Origin of the sequence: Brevundimonas sp. DC300-4, from assembly GCF_049897365.1 — a bacterium.
Taxonomy (GTDB): domain Bacteria; phylum Pseudomonadota; class Alphaproteobacteria; order Caulobacterales; family Caulobacteraceae; genus Brevundimonas.
Window position 1 is genome coordinate 20,343 of sequence record NZ_JAFCWC010000007.1, and the last position, 19,665, is coordinate 40,007.

At 65.9% G+C, this 19,665-nt stretch carries 21 protein-coding genes and 2 pseudogenes; 14 read left to right on the forward strand and 9 right to left on the reverse strand.

Annotated elements, in window-relative coordinates; translation table 11 throughout:
- Positions 1–69: 69 nt before the first annotated feature.
- Positions 70–227: pseudogene (locus tag ACP7AZ_RS12030) on the reverse strand (transposase); the annotation flags it as partial.
- A 341-nt stretch (positions 228–568) separates the two neighbouring features.
- On the opposite strand from ACP7AZ_RS12030, the gene ACP7AZ_RS12035 reads away from it, so the two are divergent.
- From ACP7AZ_RS12035 to ACP7AZ_RS12045, 3 genes are all read left to right on the forward strand, one after another.
- Complete coding sequence (locus tag ACP7AZ_RS12035; protein WP_426038890.1) at positions 569–1,318, forward strand: M48 family metallopeptidase; 750 nt, start codon at positions 569–571, stop codon at positions 1,316–1,318.
- A gap of 48 nt (positions 1,319–1,366) precedes the next feature.
- The gene (locus ACP7AZ_RS12040; RefSeq protein WP_426038891.1) at positions 1,367–1,558 is read left to right on the forward strand and encodes a hypothetical protein; all 192 of its coding nucleotides are present in this window, start codon (positions 1,367–1,369) and stop codon (positions 1,556–1,558) included.
- 470 nt (positions 1,559–2,028) lie between these two features.
- Positions 2,029–2,445, forward strand: a complete 417-nt coding sequence (locus tag ACP7AZ_RS12045) for a BLUF domain-containing protein (RefSeq protein ID WP_426038892.1) — start codon at positions 2,029–2,031, stop codon at positions 2,443–2,445.
- Between the two features lie 543 nt (positions 2,446–2,988).
- Here the strand turns inward: ACP7AZ_RS12045 and ACP7AZ_RS12050 are convergent.
- Positions 2,989–4,203, reverse strand: coding sequence for a DUF418 domain-containing protein (locus ACP7AZ_RS12050; protein WP_426038893.1), 1,215 nt, complete (start codon positions 4,201–4,203; stop codon positions 2,989–2,991).
- 222 nt (positions 4,204–4,425) lie between these two features.
- Here ACP7AZ_RS12050 and ACP7AZ_RS12055 point away from each other — a divergent pair, with 222 nt between their 5' ends.
- The 3 genes and pseudogenes from ACP7AZ_RS12055 (at position 4,426) to ACP7AZ_RS12065 (ending at position 8,256) form a co-directional block, all read left to right on the forward strand.
- Positions 4,426–5,412, forward strand: coding sequence for an IS110 family transposase (locus ACP7AZ_RS12055; protein WP_426038894.1), 987 nt, complete (start codon positions 4,426–4,428; stop codon positions 5,410–5,412).
- A 349-nt stretch (positions 5,413–5,761) separates the two neighbouring features.
- Positions 5,762–6,459 (forward strand): annotated as a pseudogene (locus ACP7AZ_RS12060) (transposase); the annotation flags it as partial.
- A gap of 1,089 nt (positions 6,460–7,548) precedes the next feature.
- Positions 7,549–8,256, forward strand: coding sequence for an IS6 family transposase (locus ACP7AZ_RS12065; protein ID WP_426038895.1), 708 nt, complete (start codon positions 7,549–7,551; stop codon positions 8,254–8,256).
- A gap of 83 nt (positions 8,257–8,339) precedes the next feature.
- Here ACP7AZ_RS12065 and ACP7AZ_RS12070 read toward each other — a convergent pair whose 3' ends face one another.
- The 7 genes from ACP7AZ_RS12070 to flgF all read right to left on the reverse strand — a co-directional run bounded on the left by ACP7AZ_RS12070 (position 8,340) and on the right by flgF (position 13,048).
- On the reverse strand, positions 8,340–8,840 hold the full coding sequence (locus ACP7AZ_RS12070; RefSeq protein WP_426038896.1) for a hypothetical protein: 501 nt from the start codon (positions 8,838–8,840) through the stop codon (positions 8,340–8,342).
- A 14-nt stretch (positions 8,841–8,854) separates the two neighbouring features.
- The gene (locus ACP7AZ_RS12075; protein WP_426038897.1) at positions 8,855–9,277 is read right to left on the reverse strand and encodes a hypothetical protein; all 423 of its coding nucleotides are present in this window, start codon (positions 9,275–9,277) and stop codon (positions 8,855–8,857) included.
- 29 nt (positions 9,278–9,306) lie between these two features.
- Positions 9,307–9,780: a hypothetical protein gene (locus ACP7AZ_RS12080; RefSeq protein WP_426038898.1), complete on the reverse strand. Its 474-nt coding sequence runs from the start codon at positions 9,778–9,780 to the stop codon at positions 9,307–9,309.
- A 198-nt stretch (positions 9,781–9,978) separates the two neighbouring features.
- Complete coding sequence (gene flgH, locus ACP7AZ_RS12085) at positions 9,979–10,704, reverse strand: flagellar basal body L-ring protein FlgH (RefSeq protein ID WP_426038899.1); 726 nt, start codon at positions 10,702–10,704, stop codon at positions 9,979–9,981.
- Between the two features lie 3 nt (positions 10,705–10,707).
- Entirely contained in the window at positions 10,708–11,511 is an 804-nt protein-coding gene (flgA, locus tag ACP7AZ_RS12090) for a flagellar basal body P-ring formation chaperone FlgA (RefSeq protein WP_426038900.1), read from the reverse strand.
- Positions 11,511–12,299, reverse strand: coding sequence for a flagellar basal-body rod protein FlgG (flgG, locus tag ACP7AZ_RS12095; RefSeq protein WP_303693909.1), 789 nt, complete (start codon positions 12,297–12,299; stop codon positions 11,511–11,513). Before flgG ends, flgA begins: the two co-directional genes overlap by 1 nt.
- An 11-nt stretch (positions 12,300–12,310) precedes the next feature.
- Complete coding sequence (gene flgF / locus ACP7AZ_RS12100) at positions 12,311–13,048, reverse strand: flagellar basal-body rod protein FlgF (protein WP_426038901.1); 738 nt, start codon at positions 13,046–13,048, stop codon at positions 12,311–12,313.
- Positions 13,049–13,233: 185 nt separating this feature from the next.
- Between flgF and ACP7AZ_RS12105 the strand changes: the two genes are divergently transcribed.
- The 8 genes from ACP7AZ_RS12105 to ACP7AZ_RS12140 all read left to right on the forward strand — a co-directional run bounded on the left by ACP7AZ_RS12105 (position 13,234) and on the right by ACP7AZ_RS12140 (position 19,597).
- On the forward strand, positions 13,234–13,896 hold the full coding sequence (locus ACP7AZ_RS12105) for a flagellar basal body-associated FliL family protein (protein WP_426038902.1): 663 nt from the start codon (positions 13,234–13,236) through the stop codon (positions 13,894–13,896).
- An 85-nt stretch (positions 13,897–13,981) separates the two neighbouring features.
- Positions 13,982–15,055 (forward strand): flagellar motor switch protein FliM, encoded by a 1,074-nt coding sequence (gene fliM / locus ACP7AZ_RS12110; protein WP_426038903.1) that lies wholly within the window; start codon positions 13,982–13,984, stop codon positions 15,053–15,055.
- 1 nt (position 15,056) lies between these two features.
- Positions 15,057–15,716: a DUF6468 domain-containing protein gene (locus tag ACP7AZ_RS12115; RefSeq protein ID WP_426038904.1), complete on the forward strand. Its 660-nt coding sequence runs from the start codon at positions 15,057–15,059 to the stop codon at positions 15,714–15,716.
- Between the two features lie 70 nt (positions 15,717–15,786).
- A complete protein-coding gene (locus ACP7AZ_RS12120; protein ID WP_426038905.1) occupies positions 15,787–16,737 on the forward strand; it encodes a MotE family protein in 951 nt (316 codons plus the stop codon).
- 162 nt (positions 16,738–16,899) lie between these two features.
- On the forward strand, positions 16,900–17,673 hold the full coding sequence (locus ACP7AZ_RS12125) for an SDR family oxidoreductase (RefSeq protein ID WP_426038906.1): 774 nt from the start codon (positions 16,900–16,902) through the stop codon (positions 17,671–17,673).
- A 65-nt stretch (positions 17,674–17,738) separates the two neighbouring features.
- On the forward strand, positions 17,739–18,002 hold the full coding sequence (locus ACP7AZ_RS12130) for a DUF3297 family protein (protein WP_426038907.1): 264 nt from the start codon (positions 17,739–17,741) through the stop codon (positions 18,000–18,002).
- A 534-nt stretch (positions 18,003–18,536) separates the two neighbouring features.
- Positions 18,537–18,881: a hypothetical protein gene (locus ACP7AZ_RS12135; RefSeq protein WP_426038908.1), complete on the forward strand. Its 345-nt coding sequence runs from the start codon at positions 18,537–18,539 to the stop codon at positions 18,879–18,881.
- A 5-nt stretch (positions 18,882–18,886) separates the two neighbouring features.
- Complete coding sequence (locus ACP7AZ_RS12140; RefSeq protein ID WP_426038909.1) at positions 18,887–19,597, forward strand: Crp/Fnr family transcriptional regulator; 711 nt, start codon at positions 18,887–18,889, stop codon at positions 19,595–19,597.
- Positions 19,598–19,665: the final 68 nt, after the last annotated feature.

Sequence of the window (19,665 nt, forward strand, 5' to 3'; positions counted from 1 at the left end):
TGCTAGTGATGAGGACCTCTCCGACAGCGGCACAGCTCGCTGGAGGGCTCTGTCAGCCCAAACTTAGGCCGGCGGTAAGGGGAGGCCGTCGTACTTCTTCTTCCAATTGAAGTACGTCGCCTGACTGATTCCGGCCCGCCGGCAGATATCTCCGCCACCGGCACGCCGTCGGCGCCCTGCTTCAGAATGAACGCCTTCTGGGCGTCCGAAAATGCTGATGCCTTCATGGTCTTCCGCTCCTTCCCAGCCAGGGAAATCTCAGCAGAAAACTCTAACGTCCAGTGATCCAGTTTCCGGGGAGCAGATCAGCCTCAGACCGGATAGCGGACATTGGCCCCGGCTGCCCAAACGCGGACCTGCCGCTGGAACCGGACCAGGTTCTGCAATGCGCCAGCATCGGTCCTTCGCGCCGCCGCTATTTTCTGCCTTGGCTCCATTCCTCTAAACGGCACCCACAATTCGCTGACTGACAGCACCTGATGGAGGGTTGAAGCGGGAACCCTTGCCATCTTCGCCGGGTTCATGTGCCGATCGTCGGTCTTGGTCCCGGCGAAGAAAGAAGATCTCCATGACACGTACCGCCCCGTTCGCTGCAGCCGGATTGAGCCTGACCCTCCTCTTGGGAGGGTGCGCCTACAACGATACGCTCGGCCGCAATCAGTTGATTCTCGCTGACTCGACCGGTCTCGAGCAGCAATCCGAAGCGGCCTGGCAGCAGCTGCTTCGGACCCAGAACCCCGCGCTGACAGGCGCTTCGGTCGACCGTATCCGTAGGGTCGGGAACCGCTTGGTCGAGGCGGCGGGCCTGAGCAATCGCAGCTGGGACTATGCGGTGTTCAACAGCGAAAGCCCGAACGCCTTTGTCCTGCCGTCGGGCAAGATCGGCGTGACGACAAGCCTGCTGGCCTTGGTACAGAATGACGATCAGCTGGCGACCGTGATCGGCCACGAGATGGGCCACGTCGTCGCCCGGCACCCGGCGGAACGGGCGTCCTCGACCGCCTTGACCAATCTGGGTCTGCAGGTGGCGCAAGGCGTGGCCGGATCGCGCGGGCAGACCGTAGGATCGTTCGGGGCCATCGCGGCCCAATACGGCCTGTTGCTGCCCTACTCTCGTCGCGCCGAGTTGGAAGCCGATCGGCTGGGGGTCGACTATATGAACTCGGCCGGGTTCCGTCCGTCGCAGGCCGTGGCCCTGTGGCGTCTGATGGCGCAGCAGCGCCAGTCGGGTCAGCCGGAGTTCGCTTCTACCCACCCGTCGGACGCCACGCGAATCGCCGCGCTGGAGGCCTACATCCGCGAACGCGGATGGAGCTGAGCTGGACCTTCACCACGCGCCTCTCCAGCCCTCAGTTGAGACCTCTTGATGATGACCGACCCCGAACGCGTCGAGGCCCTGCTCGATATGGTCGACCCCGCCCGTGCGGCGGCACCAAGCGGGGGGCCAGAGCTGGCGGTGTTGGGGCTGGCCGTCGCCAAGCCTAAAGGCGGCTATAAGCCGACGAACGCCGGCTGGGTGCTGATCGGCAATCGTGGCAGGGCGTTCCAGTCGAACTGAGCGCCTATGGCTTGCCTTCGCGAGCCGCAGAGAAGCGCATACAGTATCTGATCAGCAGGCCCGCGTTTCGGCGTTTTCGCGCCGACGCTGACCCCGCTCGGTCGGCCGTTATTGCTTGATGGAGTCGTGGGGTAGCGGCTTCTGAGCCGACGGAAGTTTTCCCTGACAGCGCCTCCAGTATTCGGGGCGCAGATCCCTATGCGGCGTTCGACCGCGTGGAAATGTTAGCGGTCCTGCTCAACAGGTGGACTGTCCAGGGTTGCGGTGCCGGACCGAAGATTCAGAGAGGTTCGGGCTGTGGAAATGAGGTTCGCACAAACGGCGAAGACCCCAGGCGTGGTTCGCGGCTCAGGCAAGGGCTATACGTTGGCGGGCGCGGCCCGTGTCTCGTTCTTTCTAGCTGCATTGAACAGCGGTTTTGATCCGGAGCGCATTGCGCGGAGCTGCTTTGGCGCGGGCGCGCCGGTCTGATGCGCAAGCTGGAGCTGATGGCGTACTTTAGTCTGGCCACAGGGCCGACCGAGTCGCTTGGGATCATCGCCGACATCCTCGCGGTGTCACAGCGCAACAACGGCAAAGACGGCCTGACCGGCGCGTTGGCCATCTGCGACGGCTGGTTCTTTCAGGCGATCGAAGGTAGCCCTTCCGCGATCGACGGCCTTCTGCGTCGGCTTGAGGCCGATCCACGCCACACCGATATCCGGGTTCTGCTTCGCCAGCCTGCGGCGACACGACTTTTTAGGGAGCGGACCATGACCAGCGTCCGGATCACACCGGATTTCGGCCCTGATCGCCTGCGCCTCATCAGTGAGTGCCAGACCCGACCGGAAATGGCAGTAGTGGCGCTGAAGAGCATCGTCGATGCACTGCATCCACCGACTGATTAGTGTTTGCCGCCGCCCTCGCCTGCATTGGCGCAGCCCGTTGGCCAGGATAGCGGCACCCGAAAGCGGACGTTTAGCTATCCTTGGAATCATCACCTCAAACGCGGTGTTGCAGCTTCGCCATTCTCCGCTAAGGGGGGCGAAAGACTAAACGGATACCTTGAAAATGCTCAGAAACTCACGTCTCGCATACGCAGCCATGCCGTTCGGTCTGGCACTCATCGTCGCTGGGCTGTTCCTTGGCCGCTGGGCGCACGGGCCGCTGTTCGGCATCTCGACCGATCTCTTGTCAGGCCTGATGTCGGGTGCCGGCATCGGGATAGTTCTCATGTCAGTAGTGGCGGGCGTCGGCACTCGACAAACCTGATGTGATCAGCAGGTGGTTGGATTTTGATTCTTAAGGCTCCTCACTTCTTGAATGTCAGCTACCCCCCCGAAAGAGACCCGGGCAACGTCCGCTCCCGGCGCGGCTGTCGAATGTCTGCTTTCTGACGTGGGGCCAATGACGGGGCACGACCCAGCGGTCATTGGCAGCGGCGTTGCCGATCAGCGTCGCAGCGGCGGCCTGACGCCATAAGTCGCCCAGCGCCACAGCCACTCGGCCGGGCCGAACCTATGCCGGGCCAGCCACCAGCGGCTGAACAGCACCTGCAGGGCGAACACGCCGACCGAGAAAACCAGCGCCAGCGTCGGCCCCATCCACGGCAGCAGCCCCAGGCCGAAACCGTACAGGACGAAAACGAAGAACAGGCTCTGCGTCAGGTAGTTGGTCAGGGCCATCTGGCCGACCGAACCCAGGCTGGACAGGCGACGCCGCACGGTCGGCCATTGGCATAGAATGACGATCAGGGCAGCGTAGCCGATGGCCAGGATCACGGCGACGGCAGGATTCAGGCCACGAAACAGCGGCTGGGCCCAAGTCATGGGTTCCAGCTCCAGCGACCGCATGATCGGCCGCGTCATCTGCAGCAGTAGCCCGACGGGAATCAAGGTGGCGGCCACGACGGCGAAGCCTTTCAGGTGTCGCTCCGGGGCCTGCAGCCAGCCCTGGCGGTAAATCCAGCTGCCGATCATGAACCGGCCCAGGATCCAGCCGAAATAGGACAGGGCCAGGGGCTCGGTGAAGAACTCGAGGAAGGCCCCGCGAAAGCTGGTGGCGACGAAGGCGAAGTAGTCGTCGCCGTTCAGGACCAGAGGCTCCAGCCGGGCGGCACCGGCCTCCATCATCGCCACGAAGCCGGGCGGGCCGCCGTCTCCGGTGATCTGGTACCAGGCCATGATGCCCGAGGGTAGCAGCCCGGTCAGGATCACGCCGACCGTCAGCAGCCAGCCGTCCGACCAGCGCCGCGTCAGCAGCAGCAGGAAGCCCATCAGGGCATAGGCGTTCAGGATATCGCCCATCCACAGCAGCGACGCGTGCGCCACACCGATGGCCAGCAGCACGGCCAGGCGGCGCAGATAGACCGCGGTGCCGTTGCCGCCGCGCGCGCCGATGCGGTCCATCATGATGGCGAAGCCAAAGCCGAACAGCATGGAGAACAGGGCCTGGGCCTTGCCGCCCATCATCTGGACCGACAGGAAGCCGACCACGTCCTCCAGCACCTTGAACTGGGTCAGGCCATGCACGGCCTCGCGGGGCACGACGAAGCCGCCCATGCCTTCGACGTTCATCCACAGCACGCCGAACAGGGCAAAGCCGCGGATAATGTCCAGCTCGCCGATGCGATCGGACACACCGGTCGGTGCGGTCAGGTCTGTCATTTGGCGGAGCCCCCTCTGTGCCCGCAACGCTAAGTAGATGTGCGAGCGACGGCAAGGGCGGCGACGACGGATCATCTACTAGCGAGCTTTCTGATGCAGCCGGGTTATGGGCAGCAAAAACCCGGTTAACTCGATGCCTGACGTGATGGTGTGGACGACCTCCGCCTAACCAGCTTTTCTGGAGCAGTCGTCATCAGGGACGTCACGTCTAGGAGCGGTATCATGCAGACCATCGCTGTCGTCGGGCTCGATCTGGCGAAGAACGTTTTCCAGGTACACGGAGTAGCCGCTGACGGTGCTGTCGTCGTTCGGCGGCAGCTCCGACGGGGCCAGGTGCTGGCCTTCTTTCAATCGATCGGTCCCTGCCTTGTCGGAATCGAAGCCTGCGCCTCCGCCCACCATTGGGCTCGCGAACTGATGGCGCTCGGCCATGATGCACGGCTCATAACGCCAGCGTACGTGAAGGCCTATGTGAAGCGAGGCAAGACTGACGCCGCCGACGCCGAAGCCATCGCCGAGGCTGTTACCCGGCCGACCATGCGGTTTGGGGCTGTGAAGTCGAAGGCCCAGCAGGCGGTTCTTATGCTGCACAAGACCCGTGACCTGCTCGTCCGCCAGAGGACGATGCTGATCAACGCACTGCGAGGCCACCTCGGCGAGTACGGTATCGTCGCGCCTCAAGGGCATGCCGGAGTGCAGGTGGCCCTCAAGGCTTTGCGCGACGATGATCAGGGTCTGCCGGATCTGGCGCGCTCTGCTCTTGGAGGGCTTGCAGATCAGCTCGAGCAGCTTGGCGCGGAGATAGGCCGACTGGAGCGTCAGATTCTAGAGTGGCACAGACAGGACGAGACGAGCCGGCGATTGGCGACCATCCCCGGGATCGGGCCGATCACAGCCAGCGCCCTGGCCGCCAGTGCGCCGGATCCGAAGCTCTTCCGTTCGGGGAGACAGTTCGCAGCTTGGCTGGGTCTCACACCTCGAGCAAACAGCAGCGGCGGCAAGGAGCGCCAAGGTGGCATCAGCAAGATGGGCGACGGCTATCTTCGCCGGCTTCTGGTCGTCGGCGCCACCGCTGTCTTGCGGATGGTACGCCAGCGCGGTCGGGAGGGCTGGGTCGGCAATCTGCTCGAACGCAAGAAGCCAAAGGTCGCCGCCGTCGCCCTGGCCAACAAAACCGCTCGCATCGCCTGGACCCTGATGGCGCGATAGGAGGACTACAGGCCGATGACGGCATAGAGAGATCGGCCCGGTCCCTACACAGGATTGGCGCCGTAGACGAAAGAGTGATGAGACGTGATGACGAATCGGCCGCAGCCGGGGACCGGTGAAACCCAGGGGGTCAAAGTGCTTCGAGCGCGTTGACGTGATTAGGGAGCGGGTCCGCGGACTTCATCAAGGCCAGCAGCTCACACAGCTGCATCAACAGGCCGAACACATGACTGCACTCGACCGAGCGCCAACGTCGTTTTTACTCTTGCGTCTTGGAGGTCGTCCACACATGACCCCCTGAAACTCCTCCAGGAATAGCTAGAGTCCGCCCCTCGAAAGGACGGACGGAATGAAGCGATCACGGTTCACGGAAGAGCAGATCATCGGGATCCTGCGCGAGCAGGAGGCCGGTGTTCCGGTCGCGGATCTGTGCAGGAAGCACGGTCTGAGCTCGCCGACCTTCTACACGTGGAAGGCCAAGTTCGGCGGCATGGACGTGTCAGAGGCCCGGCGGCTGAAGGCGCTGGAAGACGAGAACGCCAAGCTGAAGCGGATGCTGGGGGACTCGATGCTGGACAACGTCGCGCTGAAGGATCTGCTGGGAAAAAAGTGGTGACGCCCGCTGCGCATCGAGAGGCGGCGGCGCACTTGCAGTCGGTCTACGAGATGAGCGAGCGGCGGGCGTGCCGGGTGCTGGGCGTGGATCGGACGAGCGTGCGCTACCAGGCGACACGACCGGACGACGGCGCCTTGCGCGATCGGTTGAAGGCCCTGGCTCAGGAGCGTCGGCGGTTCGGCTATCGACGCCTGCACGTGATGCTCCGGCGCGAGGGGCATGCGGTCAACAAGAAGCGGGTCCAGCGGATCTACCGTGAGGAGAAGCTGGCGGTGCGCCGGCGCGGCGGGCGTAAACGGGCAATGGGCACGCGGCGTCCGCTGGAGATCCCTCTGGTCGCGAACCAGCGCTGGTCGCTGGACTTCGTGTCCGACCAGCTCACCGATGGCCGCCGCTTCCGCATCCTGACCGTGATTGTGGATCGGCGTCGAAATCGGACCCCATCGAGTGGCAGCCTAGGTGGTTGAATTCGCCATATAACAATACGTTGGCGCGCATGCTGACAGGCGTCTGTCGGGACCCCGTCTCGTCCCGAAATATTAAGCTCCTTCAATATGTTATTTCATATCGGGTGAGGTCCCGCCTTCAACGCCGATCAACACACCACGCCCATGATCTCGACCAATCGGCACGACGTGGCGAGGTCGACGCGGATCAGGGCGCAGCAGGACGGCTGAAACGCAAAAAGCCCCCGGCGTGAACCGAGGGCCAAGGTTGCAGCCGTGAGGAAGCCTGGAGGGGCGCAGTTGCCGGGCCACCCCTCGCGTCAGCCGGCTCCGACTCCACAACTTACTCGTGGCGTGCGAGGTTCCTGGAATGTCAAACGACAGACTTCTTGAGCGCGCCTACGCGATTGCCGGATCGGGCAAGTGTCGGAGCAGCAAAGATCTCCTCGTACTGCTGAAGGCGGAAGGGTTCGGCTACGCTGAACTTCAACAGTTGCAGAGTCGCTCGGTGGCTCGCGACCTACTGCGCCTACGCCGCACGGCCGACGCGGCAAGCCCCGATCCAATCACAGCGGGTTAGACGCCTCCGAGACCTCAGTAGGGAAAACGTGATGAGTTCAGAGGATCTGGTTGGAGAGCCGCGATCGACCCCTTGGATTTGGATGGCCGTGGTGGGGGTCGCTTTCCTCCTCGGTTGCTGCTCCGCGAACGTCCCCGCGCCCTATATCGCGATGAAGCACTCTGGTCTGAAAGTGGTTGGTGTCTCAGTTTGAAATCGGCGGCTCCGTTGGCCGTGGCGCAGGACCGGCTAAGGGCCCATCATACCGTCATGGAACTGTTGATCGACATCCTGTCCGACACTCGCCGATACCGCGACGAGGCAGTCAAAACATTGTCCGACGTCAAAGGTGGCGGGCTCCTTGCGGAGGGTATGACGCGCGAGGAGGCCATTCAGATTTTGACTGAAAACATTGAGACATATGAGGGCGTCCTACGCCGCCACGGGTGGACGAACGAGGCTCTGTCAGCCCAAACTTAGGCCGGCGGTAAGGGGAGGGCGGCTAGCTGTTTGGGATGGCCAAGAGCACCAACCCGTTCCGCTACTTCGACAGCTCGCCGGAGGTGATCCGGACGGTGGTGATGATGTACGTAAAGTACCCGCTGTCGCTTCGGAATGTGGAGGACCTGCTGGCCGAGCGCGGCATCGACATCTGCCATGAGACGGTGCGCCTGTGGTGGAACCGGTTTGGCCCGATGTTCGCCGCCGAGATCCGGCGAAAGTGGGTTCAGCACATGGGGGCCTTCACCCATTGGAGGTGGCATCTCGACGAGGTCTACGTGAAGATCAACGGCGAGATGCATTACCTCTGGCGCGCCGTGGACCAGGAGGGCGAGGTGCTGGAATCCTTTGCTAGCAAGACCAGGGACAAGGCCGCGGCTCTGACTTTCATGAAGAAAATCATGAAGCGGCACGGTCGCGCCAAGGCCATCACGACCGACGGGCTGCGATCCTACAAGGCCGCGATGAAGGAGCTGGGCAACACCGCCAGCCAGGAGGTCGGCCGTTTGGCGAACAACCGAGTCGAGAACTCACACCTGCCGTTCCGACGACGAGAGCGGGCCAGGCTGCGGTTCCGCCAGATGAAGACCCTGCAGAAGTTCAGCTCAGTCCACGCCGCCTTCCACAACCACTTCAATCAGGATCGCCACCTCATCAGCAGAGAGACATACAAAGCCCACCGCTCAGCCGCCCTGGCCGAGTGGGAGATGCGCGCCACATAGGCATCGCGTCATCTGCCCATAATGCGTCACTTGGAGAAAATTTGGCGTTGGACTGACAGCACCGCCACGGCCCTGCCCCCAGGTCAGCCGCACAGCGCGAAGAACCGCTCCACCCCCGCCTCCGACCCCGAATGTGGCGCATAGACCTCCCGCTTCCCGTCTACCCATTGCGCGATCCAGCCGACGCGGCGGAAGCGCTGCAGCACGGGGTCGCGGGTCGCGGCCGTGGCGGTCAGGATGTCGCCGTCATGCAGTTGCGACGGCTCGCCCTCGGCGGCGAACCGCTCGGTCTCTCCGCCGGATTCCAGAGAGATCTCGCGATCGCCGGTCTGGCCGAGCGCAGTCAGATCGACCTTGCCGGACCCCGCCGTGCAGTCGAGGCCGAGACGCAGGTCGTCGCTTGCCTCGACGCCGTAAGCCAGCCGGGCGATGTCCCCGTCCGGCGTATAGTGCCAGTCGTAGCCGGCCACCGGTGCGGGCGCCGGCGACGCGGCGGCCACGACCACGGGCTCAGGTGCCTCCACGCTGGCGCAGGCCGTCTCCAGTGCGGCCATCGCCAGGACCGGCAGCCATAGAATCCGCATGCGACCTCCCCGGTTCACCCGCTGCAAAGCTCGGTGAAGCGGCGCAGTTTGGCAAGGTGGGCCGTCGGCACCGCCACGGCCTGGTGGGCCCCGCCCACGGCGACGTCGAGCGCGCCGGTGACCAGGAACTGGCCGAAGACCGGATGATCGGTGCGCAGGGCCACCGACTGATGGTCGGAGAAGGCTTCGCTCTCGCCCGTCGCGGTGGCCGTTCCCGAGACGATGGTGGCAATGCCCGCCGCCGTCGCGCCGAACAGGTCCAGCCGCGCCACGCCGGCGCCCGGCTGGCATTCCAGAATGGCCTTCAGCTGGGGCGTGTCGGGGATCTCGTTGGCCAGCACCAGCGGCCCGTCCTCATAGAGGGTCCAGGTCCAGCCACCCTGGAGCGCAGCACCTTGGAGCGCTGCAATCGCAGCGATCATCGTCAGCAGTGTCATGGTTCAGGCCCCCCGCCCGGACTGGGTATCTATGCCCGTCCCGGAGAACAATAGGACAGAAAATCGCGCACGAGGTGACGTTCCTCGGTGCTCGCGGCCAGCTGGAAGCTGCCAGCGTCGCCGACAACCGTCATTCGGCCGTCGCGGGCCAGCCCGGCCAGGGCCGGATCATTGACCGCAATAGTGGTTTCATCGGCAGAGCCGCCCGACAGGGGATCGATCTCGATGCTGGCCTGCGTCATGCGCGCGCCCTCGACCTGGACGTCGCCATAGACGGCGGCGATGCGGTCGCCCGGCATGCAGGTGACCATGAGCGCCAGCTGATCGGAGTTGGCCACGCCATAGGCCAGTTTCGCCAGGGCGCCCTCGTGATGCACGCTCCAGCCCATGACCGGCGCGGCCATGAGGCCTGCAGTCGCGAGGTCGGGCGCGACATCGCTGGACTGGGCCGCGAAGGCGACCAGACCGAGAGCGGCGACGGCGGGAACGAGAACCTTGAACATCACTGGAAACCTTGCGTCTGAAGGCCAAACGCGGGTTTCCGTTAACGGTTCACGGCAAAGCTTCGGTCCTGACTGACCCGTGATGTTCAGGACACGGTGTTAACCCACTCTCTCCGTGCACCCCGCCTTCGCCGGGGTGCAGGGAGAGAGTTGGGCCGCGCTCAAGCAGGGCGCGACCGCGTCGCGCGCGTTAGCGCCCTAGAATGGACTGAACCGCTCCACCAGGCTCTGGGCGGCCGGGGTGGCCTGGACCCGGCTGATGTCGCCGCGCCCGCCATAGCTGATGCGCGCCTCGGCGATCTGCGTGTGGGCGATGGTATTGGCCGAGGAGATGTCCTCGGGCCGCACGATGCCGGCGACGGTCAGTTCACGCACCTCGCGGTTGGTGCGCACTTCTTGCCGACCCTGGATGACAAGGTTGCCGTTGGACAGGATGTCGGTGACCACGGCGGCGACGGTCAGGCTGACCCGCTCCGAACGGTTGACCGAGCCGGTGCCGTTGGCGTTGGACTGGCCCTGAACGCCGACGAGGGCCTGCGGGTCGAAGCCGCCAGGGAAGGCGCGGCCCAGGCTGTTCTCCAGCCCGAAGAAGTTGGTCACCCCGCCGGTGATGTCGTTGGTCCGGCTGCGGTTCGTCGTGTTCGAGGTCTGGGCCTGATCGTTGATGTCGATGTTGACGGTCAGGATGTCGCCGATGTTCCGCGCCCGCTGGTCGCCGAAGAAGGCGCGCGCGCCCGTCCGCCACAGGGAGTTGGCGCTGGCCGAGCGCGGCTCGGGCGCGGCGATATAGGCCTGGCTGACCGGGACCAGCTGGGCCGGATAGCCGATCGGCGCCAGCTGCGGGCCCTGCACCGTCTCGACGACGGTGGAGCAGGCGCCCAAAGACAGGGCGGCGAGGGCGGCGGCGAGGACGGGCTTACGCATGACTTACATTCCGTGGCGGGCGAACTGGTTGGAGGCGGCGGCGGCGCGGGCCCCGGCGCCGGCCATGGCTTGACCGGGTCCGGAGGCGACGGCGTCGATGGTGCGGCCGGACGTGGTGTTCAGGACCGGCACGGGCTCGCCGACAGCGGCGTCGCGCGTCGCGCGTCCGATGACGGTCAGCCTCACCCCTCCGGCGATGAAGGCCACCTCGACCAAATCGTTGCGGGCGATGACGCGCGGCGAGACCAGATCCCGGGCGCCGACCACGGCTCCTGCGCGCAGGGCCCGGCGGGCGCTCAGGCCGATGACCTGTTCGGCGTCGGAGGGCGAACCGCCCTGCGCCAGATGCGCCTGTACGGTGGACCAGATGATGTCCTCCGGCTGCACCACGTCCCCGGCCGCCAGGTTGCGGGCATAGGTCAGGACCTCGGTCGTGGCGCCCCGGGTTGCGGCGGGGGCGGCAGCGACGCCGGCGGTGGTCGGAGCGGCGGTGCCCGGCGCGAGCGCGGCATTGCGGACCACCACGCGGCGCAGACCCTGCGGGTTGGCCCACTGAAGGCCTGCGCGCGAGGCCATGGTCTGAAGCTGGCCGGCCTCGAACACGACCGACGGCCCGGCGCGATTGGCCACCACGACGCCCGAGGCCGATCCGGCTCCGTCGAAGATATCGCCCAAGGTCACCCGCCCGTCGTCGTCGACCGGATTGGCCCGCAGCATCACCGGGTCGGCGAGGGCGAGGGCGGGGGCGGCGACCAGCGCCAGAGCGGCCACCCCCATCGTCAGGATTGGCGTCAGAAGCCGGATCATCAGCCTTTGACCTGGGACGCGACGCTCATCATCTCGTCGGCCGTGGAGATGACCTTGGAGTTCATCTCATAGGCGCGCTGGGCGATGATCAGCGAGCTGATCTCGGTCACGGCGTCCACGTTCGACGCCTCGGTATAGCCCTGCAGTAACTGGCCGAAGCCGGTCTCGCCGGGCGTGCCGGTCGTGGCCGGGCCGGACGCGGCGGTCTCGAGCAGCAGGTTGTCCCCGATGGCTTCCAGGCCTGCCTCGTTGAAGAAGGTCGCCAGCTCCAGCTGACCCACGGTCGCCGGCTCGGGCGAACCTGCCGTGATGACCTGCACCTGGCCGGTCTTGGAGATGATGACGTCGACCGCGTCCTGCGGGATCGAGATCGCAGGTTCGACCGAATAGCCGTCCTCGGTGACCAGCTGGCCCTCGCCGCTCAGGGAAAAGTTGCCGGCGCGGGTGAAGCCGATCTCGCCGGAGGGCAGGGTGATCTGGAAATAGCCCTGGCCGTCGATGGCGACGTCGTAGTCGCTGCCCGTCTGTTGCGGCGTGCCCTGGTCGGTGATGCGATAGACGCTGCCCGCCTTGACGCCCAGGCCGACCTGGACGCCAGTCGGGACGACCGTGCCCTGGCTGGACGACTGCGCACCCATCCGTTCGACGTTCTGATAGATCAGATCCTGGAACTCGGCTCGCTGGCGCTTGTAGCCGACGGTGTTCATGTTCGCGATGTTGTTGGAGATGACCTCCACGTTCAGCTGCTGGGCGGCCATGCCGGAGGCAGCGGTTCTGAGAGCGCGCATTCAGGTGTTCCTTAGCTCGACTTGCCCAGCCGCTCGACGGCGCGACGGGACAGATCGGAGACGTTCTCGATCATTTTCGACGCGCGTTCGTAGGCGCGGCTGATCTCGATCAACTGGGTGATTTCAACGAGGGGATTGACGTTGGACCCCTCCAGCATGCCCTGGCGCACCTGCGCTCCGGTGGCATCGATGGGGACGGCGTTGGAGGCGTTGCGGTACAGGCCGTCGCCTTCCTTGGACAGGACTGCCAGGTTGTCGAACCGGGCCAGACCCAGCTGGCCGATGGCGATGCCGTTCTGGCTGATGTTGCCGTCGTCGGCGACGGTGATCGGGCCCCGCGCCGGGTCGATGACGATCGGGCCGCCCTCGCCCAGCACGGGCAGACCGGCCTTGGTGACCAGTTCGCCCTCGGGGCTGATGGTGAAGGCGCCGTCGCGGGTATAGGCCTCGTTGGCGCCGTCCTGGATCTTGAAGAACGCGCCCTCGCCGTCGATGGCGAAGTCCAGGTCACGACCCGTCTGCTCCAGCGAGCCCTGCGAGAAGTCGCGGCCCACGCCCTTGTCCAGCACGAAGCTGACGCCTGGCCGTACCGAGTCGTTGCGTGCGCGGTTGCCGACCTCGGTGCCCAGCAGCAACTGCTCGGCCTTGAAGCCGGTGGTGTCCGCATTGGCGATGTTGTTGGCCGCGATGTCGAGTTCGCGACGCAGCGTCATCTGCCGTGACAGTCCGATGTAGGCGGCGTTTTCCACGTAGGCTCCGAAGCTCCTTCGCTCCCTCCCACGCAACGACCGTGCCAACACGGTTAATGCCCGTCCTGCGGGCGTTTCACCCGGTTTCAGGCCGTCGACGCCCGGCAAATCTTGCCGGATTTACACCTCGCGTTAACCAAACCGGGGCCATCCTGGTCTCTGGGAATTCCCGGGGCAGGCTCCGCATGATCAAACTCGGCAAGAAGAAGGACAAGGCGCCCAAGGATGGGGCAACCGACCTGGCCGTCGCCCACGGCGCCGAAGTCGATGGCGACGAACCGCCCAAGAAGAAGAAGCTGCCGCTGCTGTTCATCATCGCGCCCGTGGCCTTGCTGGTCCTGGTCCTGGGCGGGGGCGGGGCAGGGGCCTTCTTCATGCTCCAGCCCAAGCCGGCCGCCGCTGCAGGCGAAGAGGCGGCCAAGGGCGGTCACGGCGAGGAGAAGGCCGGCGGTCACGGCGAGGAAAAGAAGGGCGGCGGCCACGGCGCTGCGCCCGAGGGGGAGGCCGACCCGTCGCTCGGCAAGATCAGCGAGGGGCCTGACGGCGTGACCTTCCTGACCCTGCCGGACATGGTGGTGAACATCCAGTCCCCGGACGGCCGTCCCACGGTGATGAAGCTGGGCCTGACGCTCGAGATGAAGGAAATCGATCTGGCCTATCGGCTTCAGAGCGAGATGCCGCGCATGCAGGACATGTTCCAGGGGTTCCTGCGAGAACTGCGGCCCGAGGATCTGGCCGGTTCGGCTGGCCAGTTCCAGCTGCGCGCCGAAATCCTTCGTCGCGTGAACCTGGTCGCCGCCCCGGCAACGGTCGACGCCGTGCTCATCGAAGAAATGCTGGTTCAGTAAGTATGAGCCCGAAACGCGTCAGCGGTGTTCTGACCAGCTCATGCTCCGGCACGGGGCGGTCGCCTGACGAAATCCGGCGGACGCGATGAGCGACGCCGGCGTGACCGAGAGCGAACTGGATCCCTTCGCCGCCGCCGACTCCTTCGGCGAGGACCGGGCCGGCGCGGCTGCCTCCGAACGCGTCCTGAACCAGGACGAGATCGACAACCTCCTCGGTTTCGACCTCGGCGACGACGATGGTTCCGAACGGACCGGCATTCGCGCCATCATCAACTCCGCACTCGTCTCCTACGAGCGTCTGCCGATGCTCGAGATCGTCTTCGACCGCCTGGTGCGGCTGATGACGACCAGCCTGCGCAACTTTACCTCGGACAACGTCGAGGTCTCGCTCGACAACATCTCTTCGATCCGCTTCGGCGACTATCTGAACTCCATCCCCCTGCCAGCGATCCTGGCGGTGTTCCGGGCCGAGGAGCTGGACAATTACGGCCTGCTGACGGTCGATTCCAACCTGATCTATTCGATCGTCGACGTGTTGCTGGGCGGTCGTCGCGGCACGGCGGCACTGCGCATCGAGGGCCGTCCTTACACAACGATCGAGCGGGTCCTGGTCCAGCGGATGGTCGAGGTCATCCTCGCCGATGCCCAGGCCGCGTTCGAGCCTCTGACGCCCGTCCACTTCAATCTGGATCGTCTGGAGACCAACCCCCGCTTCGCCGCCATTGCCCGCCCGGCCAACGCCGCCATCCTGGTCAAGCTGCGCATCGACATGGAGGACCGCGGCGGCCGGGTCGAACTGCTGCTGCCCTATGCGACGCTGGAGCCCATCCGCAAGATGCTGCTGCAGCAGTTCATGGGTGAAAAGTTCGGCCGCGACAACATCTGGGAAGGCCACCTGGCTACCGAGCTCTGGACCACGGACACCGAGGTCCGCGCCGTCCTCGACGAGCAGCAGGTGCCCCTGTCCCAGGCCCTGGGGCTCAAGGTCGGCGACACCTTCATGCTGAATGCGACGCCGGATTCCGACGTCTCGATCCGCTGCGGCACCATCCCGGTCACCACGGGCAAGATGGGCCGCAAGGGCCAGTACATCGCAGTGCGGGTCGAGGCGCCGATCAGCGTCGAGACCGCCAACAGCCTGACCAAGGGAAGGCGCTAACATGACCGGCATGATCCTGGACGCCATCCTGATGCTGCTGCTGGTGGCCGCCCTCGGCTACGGCGTTCGCCTGGAGAAGAAGTTGAGCCAGCTCCGCGCCGGCCAGATCGCCTTCGCCGGCGCCGTGACCGAACTGAACGCCGCCTGCGCCCGCGCCGAGAACGCCCTGGGATCGCTCCGCGCCTCGGGCGAGGAAGCCGACCTCCTGCACGACCGCATCATCAAGGCCCGCACGCTGAAAACCGAGCTGGAGCAACTGATCACGCGGGCGGGGCGCTCTTCTCCCTCCCCCTCGGGGGAGGGTGGTCGGAGCGAAGCGGAGACCGGGTGGGGGCGGCAAGGCGAACCAGACACCGATCGCCCGCGCGTTGCTGAGTCGCCCCCACCCGGTCGCTCCGCGACTACCCTCCCCCGCAGGGGGAGGGAGAACGTCAACGCCGAACCCACGCCCCCAGCCGCCGCCGACCCCGAGGACCGCGCCTTCCGCATGGCCGCCCTGGCCGAACGTATCCACGGCATGGCCACGCCGGTCCCCGCCGCCGCCGGCGCGGGCAACGTCCAGGCCATCCTGCACGCTCTGACCGCTAACCACGCCGCGAAGCAAACCCTCAACCGTGCGCGCGTAAACCTCGCCCCCGACGACGACATGTTCGCCGCCTAACGCTTTTTTGCGCCCCATGCCTCGCCCGCAGTACCCGGCGACTTGAGGGCGAAACTGGACTGATGACGCAATGGCCAAGCTGCCCCGCCTCCTGCCCCTGATCGCCGTCGCCATCGGCGGGGTCGTGGCCGTGCGCGCCGTCGGCGCCGGGCCTGACCTGTTCCAGGGCGCCAGCGCCTGGGCCGCAGAAGCCACTGCCGCCGCTAGCGAAACCGTCGCCTCGCCCGCCGCCGCGCGCACGCCCCCGCCGGCTGTCTGCGCCCTGACGCCGGAGCAACTGGCCCAGCAGGCCGGCATCTCCCCGGCCGAACTGCGCATCATTCAGTCGCTCAGCGCCCGGCGCACCGAACTGGACGCCCGCGACGCCGACTTCGCCACCACCCTGCCGCTGATGGTCGCAGCCGAACAGAAGCTGGACGCCAAGATCACCGCCCTCAACGCCATCAAGGCCGAGGTCCAGGCCCTGCTGGGTCAGGTCGACGAGCGCGAGGCTGCCGAGACCGCCCGTCTGGTCGCCGTCTATTCCGCCATGCGCCCGCGCGAGGCGGCGCCCATTTTCACGGCCCTCGACGACAGCGTGCGCCTCCCGATCGCCGCGGCCATGCGGCCGCGCGGCCTCTCGGCGATCCTGGCCCAGATGCCGGCCCCCGCCGCCCGCGAACTGACCGAGAAACTGGCGCGTCGCTTCCAGGCCCAGCAACTGGCCGCCCGCGCCGCCGCCGCCTCCGCCTCCGCTCCGGTCGCTCCGACCCAGGCCGCTGCGACGCCCCCGGCGCCGAACGCTCCGGCCCCGACCCCGACCCAGACCGCCGCTCCGGCCGCCATGACGCCTCCGGCCGCCCAGCCGGCCGTCAACCGCGCCCCGGCCCGTACGCCCCCGCGCACCCCGGCGCGTCAGACGCCGCGCGCGACGACCCCGGCCGCCACGCCTCCCGCGCCGGCAGGGCCCCAGCCCTACGCCCCGACGCCGGCCGCGTCGGGCGCCGCCAACCCGGCCGCGCCGCGCCAGTCGGTTCAGTGATTCCCGGCTCCGTGCACCCCGGCGAAGGCCGGGGTCCAGATCACGGAGGCTGACCTCCGGGATGTCGCACCGCGTCCCCTGACCAGCTGCCCGCGCTTTCCATCTGGACCACGGCCTTCGCCGGGGTGCACGGTGCCGGAACAACAACAGGGGGAGACATCCATGGCGTTTGATTTCACCGGCAAGACCGTGATGGTCTTCGGCGGGACCTCCGGCATCAATCTCGGTATCGCAAAGGCTTTCGCCAGGGCCGGCGCAAAACTCGGCGTCGCCAGCCGCAGCCAGGACAAGGTCGATGCGGCCGTCGAGAGCCTGTCTCTTGACACGCCGGCGCTGGGCTACAGCCTCGACGTCCGCGACTTCGACGCGGTGAAGGCCGCGATCGCCGACTTCCGCGACAAGCGCGGCACGATCGACGTCCTGGTCTCCGGCGCGGCGGGCAACTTCCCGGTCCCGGCCGCCGCCCTCAGTTCCAACGGCTTCCGGACCGTCACCGATATCGACACCCTGGGCACCTTCCACGTGCTCCGCGCCGCCCACGAACACCTGACCAAACCGGGCGCCAGCATCATCAACATCACCGCGCCCCAGGCCTGGATTCCCATGGCGCTTCAGGTTCACGTCTGCGCCGCCAAGGCCGGCGTCGACATGATCACCAAGACCCTGGCCATCGAATGGGGCGGGGAGGGGGTGCGGGTGAACTCCGTCTCCCCGGGACCCATCGACGGGACTGAAGGCATGGACCGTCTTGCCCCCACACCGGAGGCCAAGGCCGCTGCCGCCCGCGCCGTGCCGCTCAACCGGCTGGGCACGGTCGACGACGTCGCCGACGTCTGTCTGTTCCTGGCCTCCGAATACGCCCGCTATGTCTCGGGCGTCGTCCTGCCCGCCGACGGCGGCTGGAGCGTGGGACGCGGGTTCAGCGGCCTGGGGTAGTCCAGCGTTGTCGGATCGGGCGCGGGCGGCTATGCACCGCGCCTGTCACTTCCGAAGGCCCCGCCATGTCCGACACGCCCCCCGACCGTCTCTCGGTCAACCCGAACAACAAATACTATGACGCCGACGTGCTTCAGCGCGGCGTGGGCATCAAGTTCAAGGGCGAGGAAAAGACCAACGTCGACGAATACTGCGTCTCCGAAGGCTGGGTCCGCCTTGCCGTCGGCAAGGCTGTCGACCGCAAGGGCAATGCTCTGACCGTCAAACTCCAGGGCACGGTCGAACCCTATTTCCAGAACAGCGTCGTCGAGGGCGAAGCCGAGGGCTGACGCCCTCTCCCCCGTCTTCAATCCTTTCGTCATCCTCCGGCCATGCGGAGCGTGGACCGGGGGAGGCGCGCGCGTGAACCTGTCGCGAGGTTCGCCGTTTCCGGCATCCTGCCTCAAGGATCGCCTTCTGCGCCGCCGTGGCCCCGGTCTTCGCTGCGCGTCGCCCTGAAATGAGGGGACAGATCGTTACCGACAAAGCGGGTCGCCGGGTGGGCGATGGACGCTTTCGAGCCATGACGCATGCCGCGGATCGGGCGAACCCGGACCCGATCTGGTTATGAGTCTCGCGCTCTTGTGGGCGCGTCGAGAAGCCGGATTGCTGAAAATGCCGGCCGCGTCTGAGGTCATTTTCAACTTCGCCTCGGGCAGGTCGATCGCCTCAACCTGACCTTCTACAGCCGCAGGAGAGGCATATCGGCAGGCTCGGTGATGACACGGAAACTCGGTCAAAGTTGGCAGGCTCCGCGATGCTGATCCGACGCGAGATGTTGTTCACTGCACGAGGACTATGAGCGCTACCGGACACAAGTGTTGTTGGGCGGCGAGGTCTCAGTCAGACTCGCCCTGCGTCGGTTTCTGACATACAACAATCTGTCGCTGATGACTTTCCGGGTTCAGCGGTTGAGAGAGGCCGGCACCGCACGCCGCACGCTCCCGCCAAAATGGCTTGGGGAGTCTGTCGTGATCTATTTCTGTTTCGTCGAAAGCTCGCTAAGCGGGGTGCAGCATATGCAGCCGATGGACGCGGAGTCCGTCGATGGCGCCCGGACGGAAGCGGCGGGACTGTTGCGCCAGCACCGGCGGGCTTATGCGGCACATATCTTCTCGGAAGACCAGCATATCGCGACAATCCGAGCGCGCGACATCGTTTCCTCGTGAAGGGGATGCTCAACAACGCCTTTCTGCTGACGCTTCCGGCCCATGTTCAGGACCGGCTAGGCCGTTCCCTGGAGCCAATCCGGGTCTCCTCTGGGACGGACCTCTACCTTCCGCTTGACGAGGTGGATTGGGTCTACTTCCCGATTGCGGGCTTGATCTCGCTCATTTCCGTCATGCGCAACGGTGACGAAGCCGAGACCGGCATCGTCGGCCGGGAAGGCGCGCTTGGCATGGTGGAGGCGGCAGGCAGTGGTCGTATGCTTTATCGCGCCGTGGTGCAGATCGACTTGAACGCTGTCCGCATGCCAACAAGCGAATACCTCAGTCTGCTAAGGGGGAGCGTGGTGCTCCAACGCGCGGTGGCCCGTCATACGGAACTGAACCTGGCCGAGATCCGGCAGACGGCGGCGTGTCGGTCGCATCATAAGGTGCAGGCCCGTTTGGCGTGGTGGCTGCTCGAGTGCCAGGATCGAACGGGCTACGAAAGTTTTTATCTGACCCAGGAGTTTCTCGCCGCGATGCTGGGGGCTCAACGGACGACGCTGAACGCGGCGATCAGCGTGCTGAGGAAAGCTGGCCTGATCAGGGTTGGACGGGGGGCGATATATATCCTGGACCGGCCCGGCCTCGAACGAGCTTCCTGTGAGTGTTATTCTACCATCACCCGCTATCGGCAGGACATCGAACACACCGCGCCACATCGGTCAGCCGCCTGAGGTGGAGAGAACCCTCCCGACCGACATGGAAGGGGCTGAATGTCGGTCGGGCGATCCCACCGCAAGGT

Coding starts and splice junctions, on each gene's coding strand:
- ACP7AZ_RS12055 (WP_426038894.1), top strand. CDS start 4,426: ATGCAGACCATCGCTGTCGTCGGGCTCGATCTGGCGAAGAACGTTTTC.
- flgA (WP_426038900.1), bottom strand. CDS start 11,511: ATGATCCGGCTTCTGACGCCAATCCTGACGATGGGGGTGGCCGCTCTG.
- fliM (WP_426038903.1), top strand. CDS start 13,982: ATGAGCGACGCCGGCGTGACCGAGAGCGAACTGGATCCCTTCGCCGCC.
- ACP7AZ_RS12125 (WP_426038906.1), top strand. CDS start 16,900: ATGGCGTTTGATTTCACCGGCAAGACCGTGATGGTCTTCGGCGGGACC.
- flgH (WP_426038899.1), bottom strand. CDS start 10,704: ATGCGTAAGCCCGTCCTCGCCGCCGCCCTCGCCGCCCTGTCTTTGGGC.
- ACP7AZ_RS12120 (WP_426038905.1), top strand. CDS start 15,787: ATGGCCAAGCTGCCCCGCCTCCTGCCCCTGATCGCCGTCGCCATCGGC.
- ACP7AZ_RS12050 (WP_426038893.1), bottom strand. CDS start 4,203: ATGACAGACCTGACCGCACCGACCGGTGTGTCCGATCGCATCGGCGAG.
- ACP7AZ_RS12130 (WP_426038907.1), top strand. CDS start 17,739: ATGTCCGACACGCCCCCCGACCGTCTCTCGGTCAACCCGAACAACAAA.
- ACP7AZ_RS12045 (WP_426038892.1), top strand. CDS start 2,029: ATGCGCAAGCTGGAGCTGATGGCGTACTTTAGTCTGGCCACAGGGCCG.
- ACP7AZ_RS12070 (WP_426038896.1), bottom strand. CDS start 8,840: ATGCGGATTCTATGGCTGCCGGTCCTGGCGATGGCCGCACTGGAGACG.
- ACP7AZ_RS12140 (WP_426038909.1), top strand. CDS start 18,887: ATGCTCAACAACGCCTTTCTGCTGACGCTTCCGGCCCATGTTCAGGAC.
- ACP7AZ_RS12105 (WP_426038902.1), top strand. CDS start 13,234: ATGATCAAACTCGGCAAGAAGAAGGACAAGGCGCCCAAGGATGGGGCA.
- ACP7AZ_RS12115 (WP_426038904.1), top strand. CDS start 15,057: ATGACCGGCATGATCCTGGACGCCATCCTGATGCTGCTGCTGGTGGCC.
- ACP7AZ_RS12075 (WP_426038897.1), bottom strand. CDS start 9,277: ATGACACTGCTGACGATGATCGCTGCGATTGCAGCGCTCCAAGGTGCT.
- ACP7AZ_RS12065 (WP_426038895.1), top strand. CDS start 7,549: ATGGCCAAGAGCACCAACCCGTTCCGCTACTTCGACAGCTCGCCGGAG.
- ACP7AZ_RS12040 (WP_426038891.1), top strand. CDS start 1,367: ATGATGACCGACCCCGAACGCGTCGAGGCCCTGCTCGATATGGTCGAC.
- ACP7AZ_RS12080 (WP_426038898.1), bottom strand. CDS start 9,780: ATGTTCAAGGTTCTCGTTCCCGCCGTCGCCGCTCTCGGTCTGGTCGCC.
- ACP7AZ_RS12035 (WP_426038890.1), top strand. CDS start 569: ATGACACGTACCGCCCCGTTCGCTGCAGCCGGATTGAGCCTGACCCTC.
- flgG (WP_303693909.1), bottom strand. CDS start 12,299: ATGCGCGCTCTCAGAACCGCTGCCTCCGGCATGGCCGCCCAGCAGCTG.